At 69.6% G+C, this 23,202-nt stretch carries 18 protein-coding genes; 12 read left to right on the top strand and 6 right to left on the bottom strand.

The window, feature by feature from the left end:
• Positions 1–387 precede the first annotated feature (387 nt).
• From DQW85_RS10580 to DQW85_RS10550, 4 genes are all read left to right on the top strand, one after another.
• A complete protein-coding gene (locus tag DQW85_RS10580) occupies positions 388–741 on the top strand; it encodes a YraN family protein (protein ID WP_113700174.1) in 354 nt (117 codons plus the stop codon).
• Positions 742–2,277: a YifB family Mg chelatase-like AAA ATPase gene (locus DQW85_RS10575; RefSeq protein ID WP_113700173.1), complete on the top strand. Its 1,536-nt coding sequence runs from the start codon at positions 742–744 to the stop codon at positions 2,275–2,277.
• Positions 2,278–2,906: 629 nt separating this feature from the next.
• Positions 2,907–4,142 carry a DNA-processing protein DprA gene (dprA, locus tag DQW85_RS10560; protein WP_113700170.1) on the top strand — a complete coding sequence of 412 codons (1,236 nt, stop codon included), beginning with the start codon at positions 2,907–2,909 and terminating at the stop codon, positions 4,140–4,142.
• Positions 4,143–5,389: 1,247 nt separating this feature from the next.
• Positions 5,390–6,253 carry a tyrosine recombinase XerC gene (locus tag DQW85_RS10550; RefSeq protein ID WP_113700178.1) on the top strand — a complete coding sequence of 288 codons (864 nt, stop codon included), beginning with the start codon at positions 5,390–5,392 and terminating at the stop codon, positions 6,251–6,253.
• A gap of 283 nt (positions 6,254–6,536) precedes the next feature.
• On the opposite strand, the gene DQW85_RS48160 is transcribed toward DQW85_RS10550, so the two are convergent.
• Positions 6,537–7,715: a murein hydrolase activator EnvC family protein gene (locus tag DQW85_RS48160; RefSeq protein ID WP_113700168.1), complete on the bottom strand. Its 1,179-nt coding sequence runs from the start codon at positions 7,713–7,715 to the stop codon at positions 6,537–6,539.
• Positions 7,716–7,849: 134 nt separating this feature from the next.
• Between DQW85_RS48160 and DQW85_RS10540 the strand changes: the two genes are divergently transcribed.
• The 6 genes from DQW85_RS10540 (at position 7,850) to DQW85_RS10510 (ending at position 14,643) form a co-directional block, all read left to right on the top strand.
• Positions 7,850–8,323, top strand: coding sequence for a GNAT family N-acetyltransferase (locus DQW85_RS10540; RefSeq protein WP_113700177.1), 474 nt, complete (start codon positions 7,850–7,852; stop codon positions 8,321–8,323).
• A gap of 827 nt (positions 8,324–9,150) precedes the next feature.
• Positions 9,151–10,107, top strand: a complete 957-nt coding sequence (rpsB, locus tag DQW85_RS10530; RefSeq protein WP_113700166.1) for a 30S ribosomal protein S2 — start codon at positions 9,151–9,153, stop codon at positions 10,105–10,107.
• Between the two features lie 1,318 nt (positions 10,108–11,425).
• Positions 11,426–12,259, top strand: coding sequence for a translation elongation factor Ts (gene tsf / locus DQW85_RS10525; RefSeq protein ID WP_113700165.1), 834 nt, complete (start codon positions 11,426–11,428; stop codon positions 12,257–12,259).
• A gap of 177 nt (positions 12,260–12,436) precedes the next feature.
• A complete protein-coding gene (gene pyrH, locus DQW85_RS10520) occupies positions 12,437–13,135 on the top strand; it encodes a UMP kinase (RefSeq protein WP_240197078.1) in 699 nt (232 codons plus the stop codon).
• 42 nt (positions 13,136–13,177) lie between these two features.
• Complete coding sequence (gene frr, locus DQW85_RS10515) at positions 13,178–13,735, top strand: ribosome recycling factor (protein ID WP_113700164.1); 558 nt, start codon at positions 13,178–13,180, stop codon at positions 13,733–13,735.
• A 68-nt stretch (positions 13,736–13,803) separates the two neighbouring features.
• Positions 13,804–14,643: a phosphatidate cytidylyltransferase gene (locus tag DQW85_RS10510; RefSeq protein WP_240197077.1), complete on the top strand. Its 840-nt coding sequence runs from the start codon at positions 13,804–13,806 to the stop codon at positions 14,641–14,643.
• A gap of 64 nt (positions 14,644–14,707) precedes the next feature.
• Here the strand turns inward: DQW85_RS10510 and DQW85_RS10505 are convergent, their stop codons facing one another.
• The gene (locus DQW85_RS10505; RefSeq protein WP_113700163.1) at positions 14,708–15,730 is read right to left on the bottom strand and encodes a suppressor of fused domain protein; all 1,023 of its coding nucleotides are present in this window, start codon (positions 15,728–15,730) and stop codon (positions 14,708–14,710) included.
• A gap of 131 nt (positions 15,731–15,861) precedes the next feature.
• On the opposite strand from DQW85_RS10505, the gene rlmN reads away from it, so the two are divergent.
• Positions 15,862–16,962: a dual-specificity RNA methyltransferase RlmN gene (gene rlmN / locus DQW85_RS10500; RefSeq protein WP_113700162.1), complete on the top strand. Its 1,101-nt coding sequence runs from the start codon at positions 15,862–15,864 to the stop codon at positions 16,960–16,962.
• Between the two features lie 543 nt (positions 16,963–17,505).
• Positions 17,506–18,033, top strand: a complete 528-nt coding sequence (locus DQW85_RS10495; protein ID WP_162794882.1) for a DivIVA domain-containing protein — start codon at positions 17,506–17,508, stop codon at positions 18,031–18,033.
• Positions 18,034–18,302: 269 nt separating this feature from the next.
• Here the strand turns inward: DQW85_RS10495 and DQW85_RS10490 are convergent, their stop codons facing one another.
• The 4 genes from DQW85_RS10490 to DQW85_RS10475 form a co-directional block, all read right to left on the bottom strand.
• Complete coding sequence (locus tag DQW85_RS10490; protein ID WP_113700160.1) at positions 18,303–19,316, bottom strand: AI-2E family transporter; 1,014 nt, start codon at positions 19,314–19,316, stop codon at positions 18,303–18,305.
• A 302-nt stretch (positions 19,317–19,618) separates the two neighbouring features.
• Positions 19,619–21,478 carry a 3D-(3,5/4)-trihydroxycyclohexane-1,2-dione acylhydrolase (decyclizing) gene (iolD, locus tag DQW85_RS10485; protein ID WP_113700159.1) on the bottom strand — a complete coding sequence of 620 codons (1,860 nt, stop codon included), beginning with the start codon at positions 21,476–21,478 and terminating at the stop codon, positions 19,619–19,621.
• Positions 21,475–22,407 (bottom strand): 5-deoxy-glucuronate isomerase, encoded by a 933-nt coding sequence (gene iolB, locus DQW85_RS10480; protein ID WP_113700158.1) that lies wholly within the window; start codon positions 22,405–22,407, stop codon positions 21,475–21,477. The genes iolD and iolB overlap by 4 nt, the downstream gene beginning before the upstream one ends.
• A partial coding sequence (locus tag DQW85_RS10475) for a Cgl0159 family (beta/alpha)8-fold protein (RefSeq protein ID WP_113700157.1) occupies positions 22,407–23,202 on the bottom strand: 796 nt, incomplete at its 5' end. The genes iolB and DQW85_RS10475, both read right to left, overlap by 1 nt.

The raw sequence follows: 23,202 nt of genomic DNA, 5'->3' as shown, positions 1-23,202 counted from the left end.
CTGCACAGTCCTTAGTCCTGCACAGTCCTTAGTCCTGCACAGTCCTTAGTCCTGCACAATCCTTAGCCCCTGCCGATTCCTTCGCCTTCGCCCTGCAAGGCCGGATTTTCGTCGCCCTTTGAGGCCGGATTGCCGCATGCCCTTGGCTGCACTGTGCGCCACAAGAGACGAGCAGACAGTGGCATCCAGGCAAGAGGCAGATAGACAGACGAACGGATAGACAGGTGGACGGATAGACAGATGGACGGATGGACAGATGGACGCCGGGCCGCGGACGGTCTTCTATCCACAGCCCGCCACCTCCCCAGAGGCCACAATCCCCAGAACGCTGTTCGGCCTCGCTAGCCCTATCCCACCTGCGCGAAGGTCGGTGCCCGGAGGTGGCACATGGCCGCGAAGAACGAACTCGGCAGACACGGCGAGCAACTAGCCGTCGACTATCTCGAAGCCGAAGGAATGAAGATCATCGAGCGCAACTGGCGCTGTCGCTACGGCGAGATCGACGTCATCGCCGAAGATGGCGACACCCTGGTCGTCGTGGAGGTCAAGACCAGATCGAGCCGATCCCACGGCACGGCACTCGAGGCGGTACGGCCGTCCAAGCTGACCAGACTGCGCATGCTGGCCGCCAAGTGGCTGGCCGGCCAGCCGCGCACCTTCCACGCGGTCAGAGTCGACGTGATCGCTCTGGAACGCTTCGCGGGCGACTACTCCCTGCGTCACGTTCGGGGGGCGGTCTAGATGGCAGTGGCGCGCACCCGCAGCGTGGCCCTGGTGGGCGTCACCGGCCGCACCGTCGAGGTGGAGGCCGACGTGGGCAACGGCCTGGCCGGAATCCACCTCATCGGCCTTCCCGACACAGCCTTGAGCGAGGCCCGCGAACGTGTCAGGTCCGCGATGGTCAACAGCCACTATCCCTGGCCCGACGCCCGCATCACGGTGAGTCTCTTCCCCGCCAGCCTCCCGAAACGGGGCAGTCAGTTCGATCTCGCGATCGCCATAGCGATCTTGGGAGCGGCCGGCGTGGTCCCCGCTGAGCGCATCGTCGAGCCGTTCTTCCTGGGCGAGCTCGGGCTCGATGGGAGGTTGAGGCCCGTACGCGGCGTTCTCCCATCCGTGCTTGGCGCGGCCGAGCACGGCGACGTCACCGTCGTGATCCCGTCGGCCAACGCGGCGGAGGCGGCGCTGGTACCTGACGTCAAGGTGGTGCCGGTCGCCGACCTGCGCCAGCTCGTTGAGTGGCTACGACGGGGTGAGGAACCGCCAGAGGCTCTCGCACAGGACCTCCTCGACCCCATACCGTCCACTGCTCCTCCGGCGGTCGACCTGTCCGACGTGGTGGGCCAGCCGGTGGCCCGCCGTGCGCTGGAGATCTGCGCGGCCGGCGGCCACAACCTCTGGATGCTCGGCCCGCCCGGCACGGGCAAGACCCTCCTGGCGGAACGCCTGCCCACCCTCCTCCCCGACCTCGAGCTGGATCACGCTCTCGAGGTGACGGCCATTCACTCCGTCGCGGGCGTCCTCCCGCCCAACAGTCCGATGGTGAACAGGCCACCGTTCGTCAGCCCGCACCACACGGCCAGCGCCGCCGCTATCGTGGGCGGCGGCAGCACCGTGGTACGTCCCGGTGCGGTCTCCCTTGCCCACAGGGGTGTCCTGTTCATGGACGAGGCTCCCGAGTTCCCCCGCCACGTGCTCGATTCGCTACGTCAACCGCTGGAGTCGGGCCGTGTGACGGTGTCCAGGTCGGCCGGTTCCGTCACGTTCCCGGCCAGGTTCATGCTGGTGCTGGCCGCCAACCCCTGCCCATGCGCCCAGCCTCAGGACAACACCGACACCTGCCAGTGCACGCCCGTGGTCAGGCGCCGCTACCTCGGCAGACTCTCTGGCCCCTTGCTCGACCGCATCGACATGAAGGTCACCGTGGCCCGCTCCTCCAGACGCGAGCTGATGGCCGACCGCCAGTTCGTCGAGTCGAGCAAGACCGTGGCCCAACGCGTCCTCGTCGCCCGCGAGCGAGCCGCCAAACGCCTGTCCAGCACTCCCTGGCGTACGAACGCCGAGATCCCGTCGACGGCCTTGCACGCCGAGTACCGCCCGTCGGACGAGGCGATGAAGCCCGTGACAGCCTGCCTGGACTCGGGCGCGCTGAGCGCCCGCGGCCTCGACCGCGTCCTAAGACTCGCCTGGACCCTCGCCGACCTCGCCGGCAAGGACCGCCCCGACCATGACGAGACCGCTACGGCCCTCGCACTGTGGCTCGGAGTGGACACATGACCGCTTGCTTCGAGATCAGAGGCCCGTTGGCAGAGTGCCCTTGACCGCCGAACCGCATCGCGCCCCGTCGATCCCGAGACGACCACGGCCGAGTTCGGGCTGGACAAATCGGGTCGGCGCTGGTGGGGCCCGCGGCCGGCCACAATCCTGGCCCGCTTGCGGGGCCTGATCGGTCTGGCACGGCGCCGACTGTCACGCAGGGCCGCGGAGCCGCGCCTCGCGATCAATCAGCATAGGTCCTCGGCAAGTGCGCGACTGACGGTGGCGGCGCCCCCGTCAGCGCGATCATCACGTCACCTTGGTCAGGCCCGCCCGGCCACTCCGGTCAGGCTGTCCCGCGTCTTGGTCAGGCGCGTCCGGCGACTTCAGTCAGGGGCCGTCCCCGTCTCGGTCAGGCCCGCCCGGCCACTTCGGGTCAGGCCGTCCCTCGTGGGGCCGTCCCCCGTCTCGGTCAGGGGCGTCTGGCCACTTCGGTCAGGCAGGCTCCTCTCCACCATCACCACAAACTTTCCGCAGTACAGGGTCTGCATGGGCCGGTCCACGGCCACGGCCACGGCCACGGCGTTCCAAGCCGGGCGGCGTTTCAAGGCACGCCCCTTCAGCTTCTCCCTCAACACCCAGGAGTCACGATGAGCAGCGTAGAAGTAGAGGCCAGAGCCGCTCTCATGCGCGCCGCCGATGCGGGAGACGCGACGATGGGCAGGCTCGTGGCCTGCTGCGGCGCGCCCGCTGCCGCTGAAGCGGTGCGCGCCCGCACGCTTCCCCCCGAATTCATCGCCCAGGAAGCGAAGCACGAACGCGCCGCCAAGCTCGACCAGCGGCTGAGCACCTGGCACGCCCGTCTTGCGGCGGCTGACCCGGCAGCCGACATCGCCACCGGAGAGCAAGCCGGAGCCAGGCTCGTCGTGCCCGGAAGCACGGAGTGGCCGAGCCAGCTTGATCAGCTCGGCCCCAGCCGTCCATTGGGGCTGTGGCTCCATGGCTCGGCTGACCTGCGCTTCTCCTGTCTGAGATCTGTGGCGGTCGTAGGAGCCCGAGCCGCGACTTCCTATGGTGCTCATGTGGCGGCCGAGTTCGGCATCGGCTTCGGCGAGGCAGGCTGGAGCGTGATCTCAGGCGGAGCCTTCGGCGTGGACGGTGCTGTTCACCGTGGAGCCCTGGCCTCGGATTCACCCACGGTGGTGGTGCTCGCCTGCGGTGTGGACATCGCATACCCGAGTGGGCACCTCGAACTGTTCGCCGCTGCCCGCGGGCAGGGCGTGGTCGTCAGCGAATGCCCGCCGGGCGTCCATCCCACCCGTGCACGATTCCTCATCAGGAACCGACTGATCGCTGCCTTGTCACGAGGCACGGTCGTTGTAGAGGCGGCATTGCGCAGCGGCGCCTTGAACACTGCCGCGCATGCCCTCTCACTCAACCGCCACCTGGGGGCCGTCCCAGGCCCCGTGACCTCCGCGATGTCCGCCGGCTGTCACCGTCTCCTGCGTGAACGTAAAGCGATCTGCGTGACCACTCCGGAGGAGATGATCGACCTGGTGGGCACGATAGGTGACGATCTGGCGCCGTCCCCCCGGAGTCCCGCCGTTCCGCGGGACGCGCTCAACGAGGTCACCAAGAAGGTCCTCGACGCCGTCCCCTCCCGGGGCGGCGCCGGCCCTGCCTCGATCGCCTTGACCGCGGGCGTTCCACTGGACGCGGCACTCAGCTCCCTGGGAGGCCTCGCGGCTGCGGGCTACATCGAACGCGTGGCGAAAGGATGGCGCATCCGGAAGCCGGCCTCGGCTGCCTACCGAAAGTCGGATTCGTTGCCAGACCCCGTCGACTCCTCGGGAGCGGACGCCTTCATCGAACCACCCGTGGCTTGACGGTCCGGGCCACGGCGATCGGGCGCTGGTGAATGACGGTGCACGAGTTTCCTGCCCAACGCTGATTCCGTGACTGCCTCCGAGGCGAGTCACGTGCCGGCCCCAGTGCTGCCCCGAGCCTCGATCCTGGTGCTGCAGCCCAGCCCTGCTATCGGGTCGAGTGCCGCCTGAGTGCCGGTCCCGGTGATGGCCCCAGCCTCATGCCGGTTGTACGTCCTGGTGCGTATCCCAGTGCTGTCCTGTCAATCCCTCCACCGTGCCCGTGCCCACCGTGCCCGTGCCCACCGTGCCCGTGCCCACCGTGCCCGTGCCCACCGTGCCCGTGCCCGTGGACGTGGCTGTGACTCTGGCGGTGCAGCGGTATCGGTACGGGTTGTTTGCGGCCGTCCTATGCCCGCGCACGTACTGGGCTCGTTTCTGTGTGGAGGTAGTGCGCCCCTGGAGGCTGTGCGTCAGGGATGTGGGTCATGGCTCGGAATGCCCGAGGATATGTGGAATGCGCAGAGGACAAACGTCGATGGCGTTGAGGTTTGGCCAGGGTCGTCACTCTGGGCTTAAAGAAATCTGGCTTGTTTCTCTGTTCTGCCACGAAAGCCGCTGCTCAGGCGTCACACTGTTGTCTGCGGCCATCGCTAGTCCTTCAGTCCAGGTCATAAGTACTCGGAGGATGATGCGATGGCCGTCGCATTTCATGCCGCTATGGCAGTTCCTTAGGGTGAACGCCCACACTGCGCCATTTGACGGGACTGATGTTGGTCCGCGGAAATTGCGGCGTGCGGTGGCGAGCGGCCGCACGCCGCCGCAGGGCTGTTGCTTCTAGAGGGCTTTCAGTGCCAGGTGTGCCCAGAGCCGGTCGATCACGACGGGCCGGCCAGCTTTCAGGCAGACGCCAGACGTTGGTCCAGCGGTGAGCTCAGGTTGACAGCGTTAGGCCATGACTCGGGCGCTCTGCAGATGGGCTTTCGCGGCGCCGACGCTCGTACTGTTGTCGTTTGTTGGCGATCACGCTTCTCTGGTGCCTGAGGTAGCTCAGCGAGGCGGTTGAGACGCTGCCTGATGGATATATCCGGTGTGCGTTGCGGTTGATCCAATCGGGCGGGCGCGCAAAGGTGCGGGACGGCGGAGGGGGATGGCGGGAGGCATCGGTCCGGGCTGGTGGTGCGGCCGGTCGGTGCTTCCGCGTGAGGGTCGGTGTCGAGGAGTGGGTGGTACGCGTGGAGGAAGGGCGCTTGGGCGTCGATGTGGCCATGGAGGAGTTCGCGAGGTATTTGCGGTTCGAGCGGGACCTCTCCCCACATACGGTCCGGGCCTACTTGTCTGATGTCGCCGCCTTGCTTGACCACTTGGATGGGCGGATCGAGGGCGTGGACATCGCGACCTTGCGGGAGTGGTTGGCTGAACAGCACGCCGAAGGGAAGTCGCGGGCGACGTTGGCGCGGCGGACTGCCTGCATACGTACGTTCACCTCTTTTTGCCATCGCCGTGGCTGGTTGCCTGACGATCCGGGGCTGTTGCTGGGGAGCGCCAAGGCGCCTCGGCCGCTGCCTGCTGTACTCGACCAGGAGCAGGCGCAGACCGCACTCGATGTGCCCTCGACTGGCGAGCCCAGGGAACTGCGGGACCAGGCGATCTTGGAGCTGTTGTACGCGACGGGCGTGCGGGTGAGCGAGCTGTGTGCGCTGGACGTCGACGACGTGGATCGGGATCGGAACGTCATCAGGGTGCTCGGCAAGGGGCGCAAGGAGCGATCAGTGCCGTTCGGGGGGCCTGCGCTACGCGCACTTGACAAGTGGTGCGTGCATGGCCGGCCATTGTGGATCAAGGCTGGGTCTGGTGCGGCACTGTTCCTTGGGGTGCGTGGTGGACGGATCGATGCTGGGACGGTGCGGCGGCTGGTGCACGCCCGCCTGCGAGGGGTCGAGGGCGCGCCAGATCTTGGGCCGCACGGCTTGCGGCACACTGCGGCCACCCATCTGCTGGAGGGAGGCGCGGACCTGCGGGCTGTTCAGGAGTTGCTGGGGCACGCGTCGCTCAATACCACGCAGATCTACACTCACGTCTCGATCGAACGGCTCCGGGCGGCGTACCGGCAAGCCCATCCCAGGGCGTGAAGCGGTACGGGTGGATACGAGACTGACGTGAAAGGTCGAGGTCTTCTTCGCCTGTGACGAATGAGCTTGTCGGTCGGTAAGGCCAACGTGTCGTTTGTCCATCTCTTGAGTGCCTGATGATTTCTCCGAGCTTCGTTATGGCTGCCGTTCGGTTTGTGCGGGTCTGGATCTTTCGGTCGGCGTCAGGGATCTCGGATGGGCCTTGTAGCGGATGCGTGCGGAAGGTGCCTGTGGTGCGGTCCATCCATGCGTAGCGCTCGACGCTGTGCTGTGGTGCCCCTGCTCATGTGCGGGTGCTGTGCGGATATCGGGTGAGGCGAGTGGGTGAAGCTCCGGAAGGGCCTCTGTGTTTGGTGGAGGCGGTGGGGGTTCTGTGAGGTGGTGAGACGTTGCGAATGGGGCTGGAAAGCGCAGCTGACGTGACGGTGTGGTCGGGCGGGCGTGTTGCGGGTGGATGGTCCTGGAGGTGGCTTCGGGGGTGGCGGGCGTATGCGAAGGGGGAGTTGGCGATCAGGGCTGGCGTTATGGCGCCCCAAGGAGGAGTCGGTGGCGGGCTGGTGGCGGGCCCACGTGTCGGTCGATGAGGGGCCGCCGGGGGAAGGTCATGTGTGGAGGTTGTGCGGTGCGTTTCTGGCGGGGGTATGGGCGGTGAGGTGTCTGTCCCCTGCCAGTACGGGAGGAGACGGACGTGTGCCTGCCCGAGGAGGAGCAGGGGGTCCAGGTAGCGCGGCGCGCGTAGGAGGCCCCAGTGGAGGCAGGGCTCCCGGCAGTGGGTCAGGGATTCCTCGACGACTCCCAGGCGGTCGCCTCGGGCCACGTGCTGCCCTCGCCGTACCGAGGCTGTGACAGGGATGTACGTGGTGCGGAGACCTCCGGGATGGTCGATGGACACCACGCCACGGCCCGCGAGGGGACCGGCGTAGCGGACCGTTCCTGCACTGGCCGCCAGGACAGGAGCGCTCGGTCGGGCGGCCAGGTCGATGCCTCGGTGTCCGGACAGCCATCGTTCAGGCGGTGGAGCGAAGCGGCGGAGGATTCTTTGATGGCCGTCGAGCGGCCAGCGCCAGGACGTGGGGTCGGCTGCGGCGGGGCTGGCGCAGGTGGTGAGCACGGCGGAGGCGAAAAGGATCGCGGTCAGGACTGTGGTGACGGAGACGGTCACGCGGCCGGCCCTGGGATGGCTTGGGGGTGGATGGGCGCGGGTGAAGGTTGGGTGAGATTGTCGTGGCGAGTTGGCGACTGTGCGTGAGAGTGGTGTTGGGGTGGGTGGTGGTGCGCAAGGGGTGGGGCGGGCTGCAGGGCGGGGGCGTGCCTTGGGCGTTGGTGATCGGGAGCACTGTGAGTTGGTGGAGGTGGTTGTGGTGTGGGCTCGACGGAGCCCGTGAGGCCAGGGGCCGACCGCCTCGTACGGATTGTGGATGGTGAGGACGGCGGTGTCGCGGGTGCGGGATGGCGAGGTCATGCGGGGAGTGTGCCGGGGCGGGCACGGGCTCGGTGTGGGGTGAACTGAATTCTGTTGATGGATGGGGGGCGGGTCGGCGAGGCTGTGGATAACCGCTCGCGTCGTGGCGTTGGCGGGGTTGGGGAGGCGGCATGATGAAGCTGCGCGGGGATCGATTGGTGCTGCGGGACGCCGGGGAATGTGATGTGGCGCGGTTGCGGGAGATCGTCGAGACGCCGGAGGTTGCCAAGTGGTGGGGGCCGGTGGAGGAGTTCGACGAGATGCTCGCCATCACGCTCGCCGGTGAGGTGATCGGGGCAATCCAGTACGAGGAGGTGGAGGACCCGATGTATCGCAGCGCGGGGATCGACATCTTTCTCGGTGCTGCGTGGCATGGCCATGGATACGGGCAGGAGGCGATCCGGATCCTGGCGCGGTGGTTGATCGAGGAGCGTGGGCATCACCGGTTGACCATCGATCCGGCGGCGCACAACGAGACCGCGATCAAGGCGTACGAGCGGGTCGGGTTCCGGCGGGTGGGGATCATGCGGGCGTACGAACGTGATCCGGCAAGCCAGGAGTTCCATGACGGGTTGCTGATGGACCTGCTGGCGGGCGAACTGACGTAGAGATATTGATCTCGAGGAGCTTGAGCTCGGAGGACTGCTCAAATTCGATGCTGCTGAGCGGGCGCGGTTGGCTGAGCAGGCAAGGTTGGCTGAGCGGGCGCGGTTGGTTGAGGTGGCACAGTGGCTGAGCTGGCGCGGTTGGGCTGGAGATCAGAAGCTGCTTCATCCGTACGGCTGCCGGTAGTCGGAGAGTGGAGGCCGCGTCGAGGCGGGCGCGGGATCAGAGGGGTGGGGCGGCGGTGTCAACGACGGCCGAATTCTGCTCCCAGGTCGCGCTCGGGCCCGAGCGTCGCCTGGAGGGCAGTAGTCACGCGTCGTTGACAGGTGGGGGGCCGGGTGGGTGGTTTGGAAGGCCGGAGGTTCTGCGGCGGCGGAATGTGCTGTGGGGGGACGGGGCGAGTTCAGTTGGCCTTGGCGGGTTTGGGGGTGGAGTTCGGGGCGGGTGGGGGCGTGTCGTTGAGAGTTTCGGGGTGGGGCGTGCGCCTGCCCTTCGTGGTGGAGGCGGCAAGGAGGGGCACCATGCTGAGAGTGGCGGTCGGGGATGGGGTTGCGCTGACTGGCTGGCGATGGCGGGTTTGCGGGCTGGTGCTGGAGGGGGAGAGGCGGTTGACCTGAGGCGGTCAGGTGCGGGCGGCGTGGGAGGTAGACTTTCCGATGGCCTGTGACCACAGGCCGACTTCGCATGCCCCACTGCGGATCGCACCATCGGTCCGGGCTCTGCTCGGCTGGAGCGGTTCGGGGCATCAGGGCGGTAGCCGCCGGGCTACCGCGGCACAACCGAGAACCGCGCCTGCCCGCCACGGCGCCCAGACCTGGAGGACCAGCACATGGCCCCCGTCGTCACCATGCGACAACTGCTCGAGAGCGGCGTTCACTTCGGTCACCAGACCCGCCGGTGGAACCCGAAGATGAAGCGCTTCATTTTCACCGAGCGCAACGGCATCTACATCATCGACCTGCAGAAGTCGCTGTCTTACATCGATCGCGCCTACGACTTCGTCAAGGAGACCGTCGCCCATGGCGGCACCATCCTGTTCATCGGCACCAAGAAGCAGGCTCAGGAGGCCATCTCCGAGCAGGCCGCCCGGGTCGGCATGCCGTACGTCAACCAGCGCTGGCTGGGCGGCATGCTCACCAACTTCTCCACCGTGCACAAGAGGCTGCAGCGCCTGAAGGAGCTGGAGGAGCTCGACTTCGACAACGTCGCGGGCTCGGGGCTCACCAAGAAGGAGCTCCTCATGCGCCGGCGTGAGAAGGACAAGCTGGAGCGCACGCTCGGCGGCATCCGGGACATGGGCCGCGTGCCCAGCGCCGTGTGGGTCGTCGACACGAAGAAGGAGCACATCGCGATCAGTGAGGCCAAGAAGCTGGGCATCCCTGTCGTCGCGATCCTCGACACCAACTGCGACCCCGATGAGGTCGACTACCCGATCCCGGGCAACGACGACGCCATCCGCGCCGTCGGCCTGCTGACCAGGGTGGTGGCCGACGGCGTCGCGGCCGGTCTGATGGCTCGCTCTGGCGCCGCCCGCGGCGACGAGAAGCCCGCTGCCGCCGAGCCGCTGGCCGAGTGGGAGCGCGAGCTGATCGAGCAGGGTACGGGCGAGCGGGTGACCGGTGAGGCCGAGGCCGCTGCCCCGGAGACTGCCGCTGCGGAGGTCGCTGCTCCGGAGGCTGCCGCCCCCGAGGCCGCTGCTGCGGAGGCCGCTGCTCCCGAGGCCGCTGCCGAGAGCGAGACCGCTCCGGCCGCTCCTGAGACCGACACCGAGCAGCAGCAGGCCTGACCCGCCAGGACCTCAGGCGACTGTCCAGAGGTTCTGGCTGCCGAGTCGAGGCCCCGGAGGATCAGGAGCCCGAAGTTCCGGGTCACGGGGTGCCCAGAGTGGATGTGTCCTGGCGCCTTTCGCTCCCCGGTGCAGGTCAGGGGCCTGCGCCGGTGGGGGCTGGGTGCGGGGCTCTCCGCTCCGGGGCTCTCCGCTCCGGGGCTCTCCGCTCCGGGGGGCTCCGCTCCGGGGGTTCCGATCCCGGGTCGCGTATTGCGGGCCGTAGGTTCGGGCCCCGGGAGGCCGGGCTGCGATGGTTTCGAATCAGGCCAGGGCAACGGCGTTTCGGACTTTGGTGGAACGCCGGGTTCGGAGTCTGGGCTCGCAATCTGGGCTCGGAATCTGGGCGAGTCTGGGGCCGGTCGGGGCCGAGGTCTGGGTCTTCGGGGCTGGTACAGGTCGCGCGATGGTGGGCCTGGGCCAGGGACTCCAAGGCCAAGGACCTCAGGTCGATGACCCAGGTCGCGGGCGCGGGTCCGGAGGAAAGGCCGCTGGCTCAGGCTGGTTCTGGCTCAGGCTGGTTCTGGCTCTGGTCGGGGCGGGCCGCCGTTCGGGCCGGGAGTCACTGGTTTCCGGCCGGTGTGCTGCTCGGGCGGAAGGGCCCTGGTTCCGGCCGGGGCACTGGTTCTGGTCCGGCTGGGGCGCTGCTTCTGGCCGGGAGCCGGGATTATTGTCCGGTCGGGGTTCCGGTCGCGGGCTGGGGCAGTGGTTCTGGCCGGGTGCTGGTGCTACCAGGTCCGGGGCGTCCGTTCGGGCCCTGGTCCGGGCGCGGTTTGGGCCGAGGTTCGGGGCGGTGGCTTGGGCCGAGGTCCGGGATCGTAGGCTTCGGCTGGGTCCGGGGTGGCGGTTCTGGGCACGGTCCGGGGTGTTGCTTCCGGGCACGGTCCGGGGTGGCGGTTCTGGGCATGGTCCGTGGTGTTGCTTCCGGGTACGGTCGGGCCGGTGGTTCCGGGGAGGGCCGGAGGTCGGTTTCGGCCGAACCAGGGCCCAGTCGCCCAGGGACCGGGGACCGGAAGCGGCCTGGGCCCCAGGCCTGAGGTGTTGGCTCGTGGCCCTTGACCAGGGCGCGGGCATCAGACTGCATACGTCAAGGTCGCCGATCAGGGTCAGACGGCTCGGGTTAGCGGCCACCGGCTCGGGTTAGTGACGAGCAAGCCCAAAGCTTCCGTACGGCACCAGCCGGCCGTACGAAATAGGGTGGGCGCCGGATTCCGGCGTCCATCCGATCCCACGACGAAATCCCACGAGTCCCACGACGAAATCCCACGAGGAAAAAGCAATGGCTTCCGTGAACATGGCCGACGTCAAGCGGCTTCGCGAGATCACCGCCGCCGGCATGATGGACTGCAAGAAGGCGCTCGAGGAGGCTGACGGTGACTTCGACCGCGCCATCGAGTTGCTGCGCCTCAAGGGCGCCAAGGACGTAGGCAAGCGCGAGGCGCGCACCGCCTCCAACGGACTGGTCGCGCTCAAGCAGGACGGCGACGCCGCCGCGGCGCTGCTCGAGCTCAACTGCGAGACCGACTTCGTGGCCAAGGGCGAGCGCTTCCAGGAGCTGGCCTCCCAGGTGGTCGCCCATGTGCTGGCCACCAAGCCGGCCGACGTGGCGGCGCTGCTCGAGTCCTCCTTCGACGGCAAGACCGTCAAGGAGCACCTCGACGCCGCGAACGCCGCGCTGGGCGAGAAGATCGAGATCCGCCGCTTCGCGGTGCTGGAGGGCGGCTACATCGGCTCCTACATGCACCGCACCGACCCGGCGCTGCCCCCGGCCGTCGGCGTGCTCGTGCAGCTCGACAAGCCCAACGCCGACGTGGCCAAGGACGTCGCGCAGCACGCCGCCGCGATGGCCCCGCAGTACCTCAACGCCGCCGCCGTGCCGGGCGAGATCATCGAGAAGGAGCGCAAGCTCTTCGAGGAGATGACCCGCGACGAGGGCAAGCCCGAGGCCGCCATCGGCAAGATCGTCGACGGTCGCGTCAACGGCTGGTACAAGGACTTCACGCTGCTCCAGCAGGCGTTCGTCAAGGACAACAAGAAGAGCGTCGGCAAGTACGCGGAGGAGAATGGCGTCGAGGTGCTCGCGTTCGTTCGTTTCAAGGTCGGTCAGGCTTAGGCTTGAGCAAACTCCCAGCCCCACGAACCGCCTAAGAAGGAGGCCGCCGCCGTGCAGGACAACCAGGAGCCAGCCACGTCGGCGGCTTCTTCGCATCCGCCCTCGTCTCGGAGTCATCCGGGCCCGGCTCAGGGCCATCTGAGCTCGTCCCAGAGTCATCTGAGATGGAAGCGGGTGATGTTGAAGCTGTCAGGGGAGGCGTTCGCGGGCAGCGAGCCGCTGGGGATCGACCCGCTGGTGGTCGACCATCTCGCCGACTCCATCGCCGAGGCCGTACGCGAGGGCGTGCAGGTCGCGGTGGTGGTGGGCGGGGGCAACATGTTCCGCGGGGCAGCCCTGTCGGAGCAGGGCATCGACCGGGCCCGCGCCGACTACATGGGCATGCTGGGCACGGTCATCAACTGCCTGGCGCTGCAGGACTTCCTTGAGAGGCGCGGCGTCGAGACCAGGGTTCAGACCGCCATCACCATGCAGCAGGTGGCCGAGCCGTTCCTGCCGCGCCGGGCGATCAGGCACCTGGAGAAGGGCCGCGTGGTCATCTTCGGCGCCGGGCTCGGCTCGCCGTTCTTCTCCACCGACACCGCCGCCTCGCAGCGGGCGCTGGAGATCGGCGCCGAGGCGCTGCTCAAGGGCACGCAGGTGGACGGCGTCTACGACTCCGATCCGCGCAAGAACCCCGACGCGGTGCGGTTCGACCACCTCGACTATGGAGAGGTGCTGATCCGCGACCTGCAGGTCATGGACGCCACCGCGATCAGCCTGTGCAAGGACAACGACCTGCCGATCGTGGTCTTCGACCTGATGGGAGAGGGCAACATCCTGCGCGCGGTGCGCGGTGAGAAAATCGGCACGCTGGTGAGTCCCGCAGGGAAATGACGGAGCGAGCCCGAGCCACCAGCTAGAAGACAGGGAGCCGCTGTGATCGACGAAACTCTCCTCGAAGCCGAGGAAAAGATGGACAAGGCCGTGTCGGTCGCGAAGGAGGACTTCGCGGGCATCCGCACGGGGCGTGTCACCCCCTCGATGTTCAACAAGATCAGCGCTGACTACTACGGTTCGCCGACCCCGATCCAGCAGTTGGCCTCGTTCCATGTGCCCGAGGCCCGCATGGTCATCATCCAGCCCTATGACAAGAGCTCGATGGCCGCGATCGAGAAGGCGATCCGGGACTCCGACCTGGGCGTCAACCCGGGCAACGACGGCGCGGTGATCCGGGTGACGTTCCCCGAGCTGTCGGAGGAGCGGCGCAAGGAGTACATCAAGGTCGCCCGGAACAAGGGCGAGCACGCCAAGGTGTCCGTGCGCAACATCCGCCGTGCGGCCAAGGAGATCCTCGACAAGATGATCAAGGATGGCGACGCCGGTGAGGACGAGGTCCGGCGCGCCGAGAAAGAGCTCGACGACATCACGCAGAAGCACGTCGCAAAGATCGACGAGTTGCTCAAGCACAAGGAAGCCGAGCTGCTCGAGGTCTGAGCGGCGCCGCACGGCCCTCGCCTGACGGCGGGGGCCGTGGCATATGGCGTGGCATATGGAGAGTGTCAGTGGAAGAACGTGCGGCTGACGGCAGCCCGAGCGGCGGCAGCCGTACCGGACGCAACCTGCCCGCCGCGATCGCGGTGGGCGCGGGGCTGGGCGCGCTGGTCATCGTCTCGCTCTACACGGTCAAGGAGCTCTTCCTGGTCGTGGTCGTGGCCGCCGTGGGCGTCGGCGTGGTGGAGCTGGTGCGGGCGTTCGCGACGCGCGGCATCCGGGTACCGGCCTTGCCGGTGCTGGCGGCGCTGGCGGCCATGCAGGCCGGCGCCTACTGGGGAGGGCCGGTCTGGCTGCTGGGCACGTTCGTGGTGTTCGTGTTCGTGCTGCTGATCTGGCGCCTGTTCAGCGACGGCACGGAGGGTTACGTCCGCGACGCGACGGCCTCGGTGTTCCTGCTGGTCTACCCGTCGCTGCTGGCGGGGTTCGTCGCGCTGCTGCTGGCACCCGGCGACGGCCGCCAGCGGGTGGTCGTGTTCATCGCGGTGACCGTGGCCAGCGACATCGGCGGCTACATCGCGGGAGTGCTGTTCGGCAGGCACAAGATGAGCCTCATCAGCCCGAAGAAGACCTGGGAGGGGTTCGCCGGCTCGGTCGTCGCGTGCATGGCGGTCGGGGCGTGGCTGGTGGTCTGGCTGTTCGACGGGGCGATCTGGCAGGGGGCGTTGATCGGCGCGCTCGCCGCGTTGCTGGCCACGGTGGGCGACCTCATCGAGTCGATCATCAAGCGGGACCTCGGCATCAAGGACCTCGGCTCGATCCTGCCCGGCCACGGCGGGCTGATGGACCGGCTCGACTCGCTGGTGACCACGCTGGTGCCGGTCTGGCTGCTGCTGGCGTCGTTCTTCTGAGCTCCGGCGGTCTTCTGAGCGGCTCGGGCTGCTGACGTCCTCAGGGGGCTGCTCGATCTTCGAGCTAGTGGCGGTGGTCTTCCAACTGCTCGGCCGTGATCGGCTCCAGCCAGAGCCAGCGGACGGCCTCACCCCCGAACGTGAACCCCGACATGGGCGGCATGTCGGGCTTGTCGGCGAGCATCAGGACTCCCGCGTACTGTGACCCGAGCGGGAACGTCGACGGCTCGTGATACCACTTGGCCGTGTGCCCGTGGCCGAGCCAGGTCACCGAGTGCCACGGATACTGCGACAGCCACACCAGCAGCAGCGCCGCCTCGCGCGGGTCTTCGCGGGTGGACACGGCCAGCTCGATCCTGGCGAACGCGCCGGGCTTGTCGATCCACTGCTCGACCGTGGGCATGCGCTGGCAGCTCATCCCGACCGTGGACAGCACGGTGAACTCGCGGCCTTCACCCGGCGGGCGCTCGGTGACGCCGACGGTCGGCAGCCGCTCGCCGCTCACGTCCCAGTAGCGGCCCGCCGGGCCGAGCACCCGGTCGAGATGGCTCATCGCGAACTGCTGGAACGACGGCCACGACCCCTCGGAGCGCCGCCAGCGCCAGTAGGAGCGCGCGTTGGAGATGCGCGGCTCCAGCCCTTCGAACGCCTCGGACAGCGCCCACGCGAACGGCGACTCGCCCACCGCGTCGCGGGCGTAGCCGGGCATGCCCCTGCTCATGTCGGCCCAGCCGGGGATCACCGCCAGCAGGTCGTCGTCCTCGTAGATCGCGACCCCGTCGCCCTCCTCGAACCAGAGGGGCGTCAGCTGGCCGAGCGGGCGGCGCCCGGACGGGTGGGTCGTGTTGGGCCGGGGCATCAGGGGCGGGTGGCCCGAGTTGATCCTCGCCAGGTCGACCATGGCGGGCGCGGACCGGTGGTTGGCCAGCCACACCGCGCCGTGCACGGTGCCGTCGGACGCGCACAGGTAGGCCACCGAGGCGTCCTCGTCGCGTTCGACCACGAGCGTCCGGCTCCCGTACGGGTTGCCGGCGGTGAGGACGACCTCGGTCCGCCCCTCGCCAGACGCCGACCGGAAAATCGCCATACGAGATCACTGTAGAGCGGCCGATGACCTCAGGCGACCCGTACCCGCACCGGGAGCTCCCTGATGGAATGACGCCCGCGGTCCCAGCGTTCACTACCCTGGTCGTAACCCCTCTAGGAGAAGGCAGTCTCGTGTCCCAGCCCCCAGGCCAGCTCACGTTCGTCGCGCCGCGCAGGGCCAAGCCCGCCAGGCACCTGGCCGACCTGTCGATGGCCGACCGCCGGGCGGCCGTCACCGAGCTGGGCGAGAAGGCGTTCCGCGCTGACCAGCTGTCGCGCCACTACTTCGAACGGCTCAGCAGCGACGTGCGGGCCATGACGGACCTTCCGGCCGCCTCCCGTGACAGGCTGTCGGCGCTGCTGCCGCCGCTGCTCACCCCGGTCAAGGAGCTCACCACCGACGGCGGCACCACCCGCAAGACGCTGTGGCGGCTCTTCGACGGCGCCCTCGTCGAGTCGGTCCTCATGCGCTATCCCGACCGGGTCACGATGTGCGTGTCGTCGCAGGCCGGCTGCGGCATGAACTGTCCGTTCTGCGCCACCGGCCAGGCGGGCCTGACGCGCAACATGTCCACCGCCGAGATCGTCGAGCAGGTCGTCTCGGGCGCCCGCGCCCTGGCCGCCGGCGAGGTGCCCGGCGGGCCCGGCCGGGTCGGCAACGTCGTCTTCATGGGCATGGGCGAGCCGCTGGCCAACTACAAGCAGGTGATCGGCGCCGTGCGCCGCCTGGTGGAGCCCGCCCCGCACGGGCTCGGCATCTCAGCGCGCGGCGTCACGGTCTCCACGGTCGGGCTGGTCCCGGCGATCGGCAAGCTCGCCGACGAGGGCCTCCCGGTGACGCTCGCCCTCTCCCTGCATGCGCCCGACGACGAGTTGCGCGACACGCTGGTGCCCATCAACACCCGCTGGAAGGTGTCGGAGGTGCTCGACGCGGCCTGGGCGTACGCGGCCAGGACCAAGCGGCGGGTGTCCATCGAGTACGCCCTGATCAAGGACATCAACGACCAGGAGTGGCGGGCCGACCTGCTCGGCAAGCTGGTCAAGAACAAACTGGTGCACGTCAACCTGATCCCCCTCAACCCGACGCCCGGCTCCAAGTGGACGGCCTCGCGTCCGGAGGACGAGCGGGCGTTCGTGCGGCGGCTGCAGTTCCACGGCATCCCGGTGACGGTCCGCGACACGCGCGGCCGCGAGATCGACGGAGCCTGCGGCCAGCTCGCCGCCGCGGAGTGACGCGCCCGGATCGCCGCCGCGGAGTGACGCGCCCGGATCGGCGCCGCGGGGTGACCGCCCAGCTCGCCGCCGATGCCGTGCTGCTGCGCGCGACCTGATGTGCCCGCCGCCGTGGCCAAGGCCGTCCAGCTTGTACGGCAAGCCCGGGAGGGCCCATCCGCCGTACGTGGCTGACGGCCTCCAGGGAGACGCCCGCTGACCCGCACGTGGCCGGTCGCCGCGACGGCCACACAAGCCAGGCATGTCCAGGGTCAGGTCAGGGCCGGTTGCGGCGGAGCCAGGTGTGGCAGGTCAGGGCGATGAGGCGCCACACCAGCGTGACGGCGGCCGGATGGGGAGCCGCACGGCCGGCTGATCGGCCATCGCGTCGGCGTCCTGGATGACGGAACGATGACGCCTTCGGTAGCGGAAAGAGACCTTTGACAGCCGCAGGTGCGGTAACCGTATATGGCGACTCGCATTGTCATGATAATGAGCCGCACAATAGAGGCGAATCCCCTACACAACCCAGAAGGAGTGGGCTTGAACCGCTTTCCGCGTGTCATGGGTATGCGTTCAGGCTACGACCCGACCGAAGTCGACGCCCTCATCGGGCGGATCGAGTCGACGCTGGGCCGGGGGGCACGCGACGTCGAGCCGGTGACCGCCGACGACGTGCGCAGGGCGACGTTCCGGGCCAGGCGCGGCGGTTACCACGAGACGGCCGTGGACTTCGCGCTGGAGGCGTTCGTGGTGGCGCTGGAGACGAAGGCCACCAGCCCGGTACGGCTGGCCATGGCCGAGCCGACCGGCGAGATGCTGCGCGAGGAATGGTTCGAGACGCAGGCGGCGCGGGTGGAGCGGGTGGCGTTCCGGCCCGGCCGGATGGGCACCGGTTACAACGAGGACGAGGTCGACGCCTTCCTGGACAGGATCGTCGCGACCCTGCGCGGCACGACTCACTACGCGGTGACGGCCAAGGAGGTGCGGGGGGCGAAGTTCTCCACGGTGCTCTTCCGGTCCGGCTACCTCATCGCGGACGTGGACGCGTTCCTGGCGGGCATCGCCGACGTGCTGGAGCAGCGAGGCTGACCGGCCCTCGGCCGCGCCGCACGGGTCAGGCCGTGGCGGGACGGTCAGGCTGCGGCGGGACGGTCAGGTTGCGGCGTGGGTGGTCAGTCTCTGGCGGGCCCGGTCAGGCGGTCGCGACGGCGTCCACGAGCCCGCGCAGGTCCGGGAGCACCTCGCGCACGATCGCGGGGCCGTCGGGCCGTTCGCCGCGGGAGGCTGCTGGACGCGGGCCGTGAGACGGCGGCGCGGCCGAGGGCGGGCACGGAGGGCATTCCGATCAGGCATCACGATCAGGCATGAGCTGGAGCTGGAGATCCGCCTTCCGTGACGTCGCGGGTCCGCAGCAGGGCCACCACCACGGCGGCGACCGGCGCGGCCAGGAACGCGCCCATGACCCCGGCGACCAGGGTGCCCACCGCGATGGACACGAGGATCACCGCGCCGGGCAGGTCGAGCGCCCTGCCGTAGATCTGGGGCGCCAGAAGCTGTCCCTCGATCTGCTGCACGATCACGGTCACCACCACGACGATCAGCGCCACCAGCCATCCCTTGGCCACGAACGCCACCACCGCGGCCAGCCCTCCGGCGACGAACGCCCCGACGATCGGCAGGAACGCCCCCAGGGCCGTCAGCACCGCCAGCGGCAGCGCCAGCGGGACGCCCAGGATCCACAGCGCCAGCCCGACGAAGAACCCGTTGAACAGCCCCACGAGCGCCACGCCGCGGATGTAGCGGCCGATGACGCCGAAGATCACAGCACCGGACTCGTGGAGCCGTGGCCGGGCCGCGACCGGAGCCAGCTCGACCAGCCACCTGAACAGCCGGTCGCCGCCGTGCACGAAGTACACCGCGAGGACCAGGGCCAGCAACGTCCCCACGACGATCTCGACCGCGGTCCGCACTCCCAGGAGGGCTCCGGTGGCGAGGGACTTCCCCTGCTCGGCCAGGTAGTCCTGGGCCTGCCGCACCAGGGCGGTGAGGTCGATGCCGATCTGGGCGGCGAGGTTGTTCAGGTCGTTGAGCGCCCTGGTGAGGCTGGCGTTCAGGGTGGAGGCGCTGTTGACGGTGGGCGGCAGGAGCAGGGTGATCACCGCCCCGGCCAGCAGCAGGCCGCCCAGGAAGACCGCTGCGGTGGACAGGGCCCTGTTCACCCCGCGCGAGCGCAGCCATCGGGCCGGGGGCAGCAGCAGCGCGGTGATGAACACCCCGACGATGATCGAGATGACCACACTGCGCAGGACGTGCAGGACGAACAGTGCCACCGCGATGAGCGCGATCCACCCGAGCGCCCGCCACGCCCTCATCCCCGGCCTCCCCAGACGTCGTGTCTGGTCTGAGCCGTTCCCCGGATCCAGCACCACAACCCCGGCCCCGCACCCCATTCCGCCGCACTCCCGGCACCCCGGCCCTGACGTGCCCGTTGCCCGGCCTCCCTCACCCGGTCGGGGTGAGGGCTCGTGTTGCGCGCTGGGTGGTGGGCTGCAAGGGGCCGGGCCCAGAGGCCGTCAAGGGAGGGCTCGTGATGCGCGGTGGTTGGGGTGGTGGGCTGCAAGGGGCCGAGGCCAGAGGCCGTCAGGGGTGGGCTCGTGATGACGGGTGGGCCCGCTCAGCCCGGTGGGGTGAGGTGGTGGCGCTGCGCTCGCTTGCCGGCCTCGTAGGCCCGGCGGGACTCCTGGCCTGCGGCCGTGGTGGACAGTTCGGCGACCGGCACGTCCCACCAGGCCTCGGAGGACGGGGCCGAGATCGTGGGGTCGGTACGGACGTAGATCACCGTGGTCTGCGTGGCGGCGCGGGCGGCGTCCAGGGCCTTGCGGAGCTCGGCCAGCGAGTCGGCTCGGACGACCGAGGCCCCCAGGCTGGCGGCGTTGGCGGCGAGGTCCACTGGCAGCGGCCCGCCGTCGTAGCGGCCGGTGCCGCGGTAGCCGTAGGAGGTGCCCAGGCGTTCGGCTCCGACGCTCTCGGAGAGGTTGCCGATCGAGGCGAACCCGGAGTTGTCCACCAGCACGACCACGAGCTTGACCCCTTCGGCGACGGCCGTGACGAGTTCCTGGGCCATCATCAGGTAGGAGCCGTCGCCCACCATGACGAACACCTCGCGCTCCGGCTGCGCCAGCTTGATGCCGAGCCCGCCGGCGATCTCGTAGCCCATGCAGGAGTAGCCGTACTCCACGTGGTAGCTGCCCGGCCCGCTGGGCCGCCAGAGCTTGTGCAGGTCGCCGGGCATGGAGCCGGCGGCGCACACCACCACGCCGTCGTCGCCCGCGGCGGCGTTGACGGCGCCGATCACGGCCGGTTGGGGCAGGGGGAAGCCGTCCAGGGCGTAGGAGGCGTCCACGGCGGTGTCCCAGGCACGGCTCAGCTCGCCCGCTCTGGCGCGGTGGCCGTCCGGGGCGGCCCAGCCGGCGCAGGCCTCGGAGAGGTCGGCGAGGGCCTCGCGGGCGTCGGCGACCACCTGCACGCCGGAGAGCTTGGCCGCGTCGAAGGCGGCGATGTTGAGGTTGACGAACCGGGCGTCGTCGGCGAACAGCGACCGCGAGGCGGTGGTGAAGTCGCTGTAGCGGGTGCCGACGCCGATGATCACGTCGGCCTCGCGGGCGAGGGCGTTGGCGGCGGTGGTGCCGGTGGCGCCGACGGCGCCCATCGCCAGCGGGTGCCCGTACGGCAGGGCGCCCTTGCCCGCCTGCGTCTCGGCCACGGGGATGCCGTGCGTCTCGGCGAAGGCGCTCAGGCGGTCGGTGGCCTCGCTGTAGAGGACGCCGCCTCCGGCGATGATCAGCGGTCGCCGGGCCGATGTGATCACCTCGGCCGCCCGTGCGAGCGCGGCCCGCTCCGGGCGCGGGCGGGGGATGTGCCAGACGCGGCGGGCGAACAGCTCCTCCGGCCAGTCCCAGGCCTCCGCCTGGACGTCCTGCGGCAGCGCCAGCGTCACCGCGCCGGTCTCGGCGGGGTCCGTGAGCACCCGCATGGCCGCGAGCAGCGCGGAGGGGAGCTGCTCCGGACGGTTGACGCGGTCCCAGTAGCGGGAGACAGGCCGGAAGCAGTCGTTGACCGACACGTCCTGAGAACGCGGGTCCTCCAGCTCCTGCAGCACCGGGTTGGCCACGCGGGTGGAGAACACGTCGCCGGGCAGCAGCAGCACGGGCAGCCGGTTGATCGTCGCTCCGGCGGCGCCGGTCACCATGTTGGTCGCGCCGGGGCCGATCGAGGTGGTGCAGGCGAGCGTCGACAGGCGGTTGGCGGCGCGGGCGTAGGCGGCGGCGGCGTGCACCATCGCCTGCTCGTTGCGGCTGAGCCGGTAGGGGAGGTCCTCGGTGGAGGTGGCCAGGGCCTGGCCGAGCCCGGCCACGTTGCCGTGGCCGAAGATGCCGAAGCAGCCGCCGAAGAAGCGGTGCTCGGCGCCGTCGCGCTCGGTCCACTGCGCGGCCAGGAACCGGACCACGGCCTGGGCGACGGTCAACCGGGTCATCGGGTCCTCCCGAAGGGCAGTCGTGGGTCGGTCTCCTGGCCCTCCCAGGAGGAGCGGATCCAGGCGTGGCGGGGGTCGTCGCAGAAGGCCATCGAACGCTGCTCGGCCGGGCCGGCCAGCACGTTCAGGTAGTAGAGGTCGTAGCCGGGCGCGGCCATCGACGGGCCGTGGTAGCCGTACGGCACGAGCACCACGTCACCGGAGGCGACTTCGGCGAGGGTGTCGATCCGGCCCCGCTCGGAGGAGTAGACGCGCTGGTAGCCCAGGCCGTCTCCGGCGACCTCGAAGTAGTAGATCTCCTCCAGTACGGCCTCCCTCTCGCCGGGCGTGTCGTGCTTGTGCGGGGGGTATGACGACCAGTTGCCTCCGGGGGTGAGCACTTCGACGGCCATGAGCTTGTCGCAGTGGAATACGCCGGGGGCGCAGAAGTTGTTCACCTGGCGGCTGGCCTGGCCGGCGCCCCGGATCTCGACCGGCACCGCGGAGACGGGCGTGTAGCGGGGCTCCAACCGGCGGGTGGCCCGTGCCGAGGGGAGCGCGATGCGTCCTCGCCCGTCCAGCGTCACATGGGTGTTGATCGGGACGTAGGCGAAATCTGAGGGGCCGTCGAAGACCGACTTCCGGCCCCGCAGCTCCCACGCGGCCTCCTCGTCCCCCTGGGCCGGCGAGGTGGCTCGGTCCGGGGAGGCGGGTCGGTCGGGGGAGGCGGGTCGGTCGGGGGAGCCGAGGGGCGCCGCCGAGCAGCGGACGGTGCAGGAGCCCGCGAGGGGGAGGATCAGCATCTCCTCCTCGCCCGTGTCGAACGACACCGGCACGCCCTCCGCCAGGTCCACCACCCGGAGCCCCGCGTACGTCCAACCGGCCACCGAAGGCGTGATCTCCACCACCCAGGGGCCGCTGGCGGCCTTGCCGTACGGAAGGTATGTCATCAGCCGGCCTCTCGAACCAGGGTGGCCGCGCCGTCCACGGCCGTGGCGACGTCGTCGTCCGCAGGGTAGAGCAGCGCGCGCCCGACCACGAGCCCGCGCACGCCGGGCAGGCGCAGCGCCCGCCCCCAGTCGGCGAAGGCGGCGTCGATGTCGGGCGGGTCGCCGCCCAGGAGGAGGGAGGGCAGCGTGGTGGCCGCCATGACGCGCTCCATCTCCGCGACCGCGGGGATCTTGAGCCAGGTGTAGGCCGAGGTGACGCCGAGGGCCTGGGCGATGCTGATCGACTTGATGACCGCGTCGGGCGACAGGTCGTTGCGGAGCACCCCGGCCTCGGTGCGCCGCGACCAGAACGGCTCGACCATGGCCAGGAGCTGCCTGTGGGCGAGGTCGGTGACCGCGTGCGCGCAGGACTCCAGCGTGGCGACCGTGGCGGAGTCGTCCGGGTCGATGCGGCAGAGCATCTTGCCGCCGTCGAGCCGCATCGCGTCGATGGAGGCCGCGTCGTAGCCGGTGAACCGGTCGTCGGCCTCGAACACCGAGCCCTGCAGGCCGCCGCGGTTCATCGAGCCGAAGGCCAGCCTGCCCTCCAGCGCTCCGAGCAGCAGCAGGTCCTCCAGAACGTCGGGCGTGGCCAGGATGCCGTCCACGCCCGGCCTGGCCAGAGCCACCCGCAGCCGGTCGAGCAGATCGGCGCGGCTGGCCATGGCCAGCGGCCGGTCGCGGACGGCCAGGGCGCCCCGCGCGGGGTGGTCGGCCGCGATGATCAGGAGCCGCTCGCCGTCCCGGGGCAGCCCG

Source organism: Nonomuraea lactucae (assembly GCF_003313395.1).
In the GTDB taxonomy this organism is placed as follows: domain Bacteria; phylum Actinomycetota; class Actinomycetes; order Streptosporangiales; family Streptosporangiaceae; genus Nonomuraea; species Nonomuraea lactucae.
Note: the sequence above shows the minus strand (reverse complement) of the source record. Positions and strands in the feature narration are given on the sequence as shown.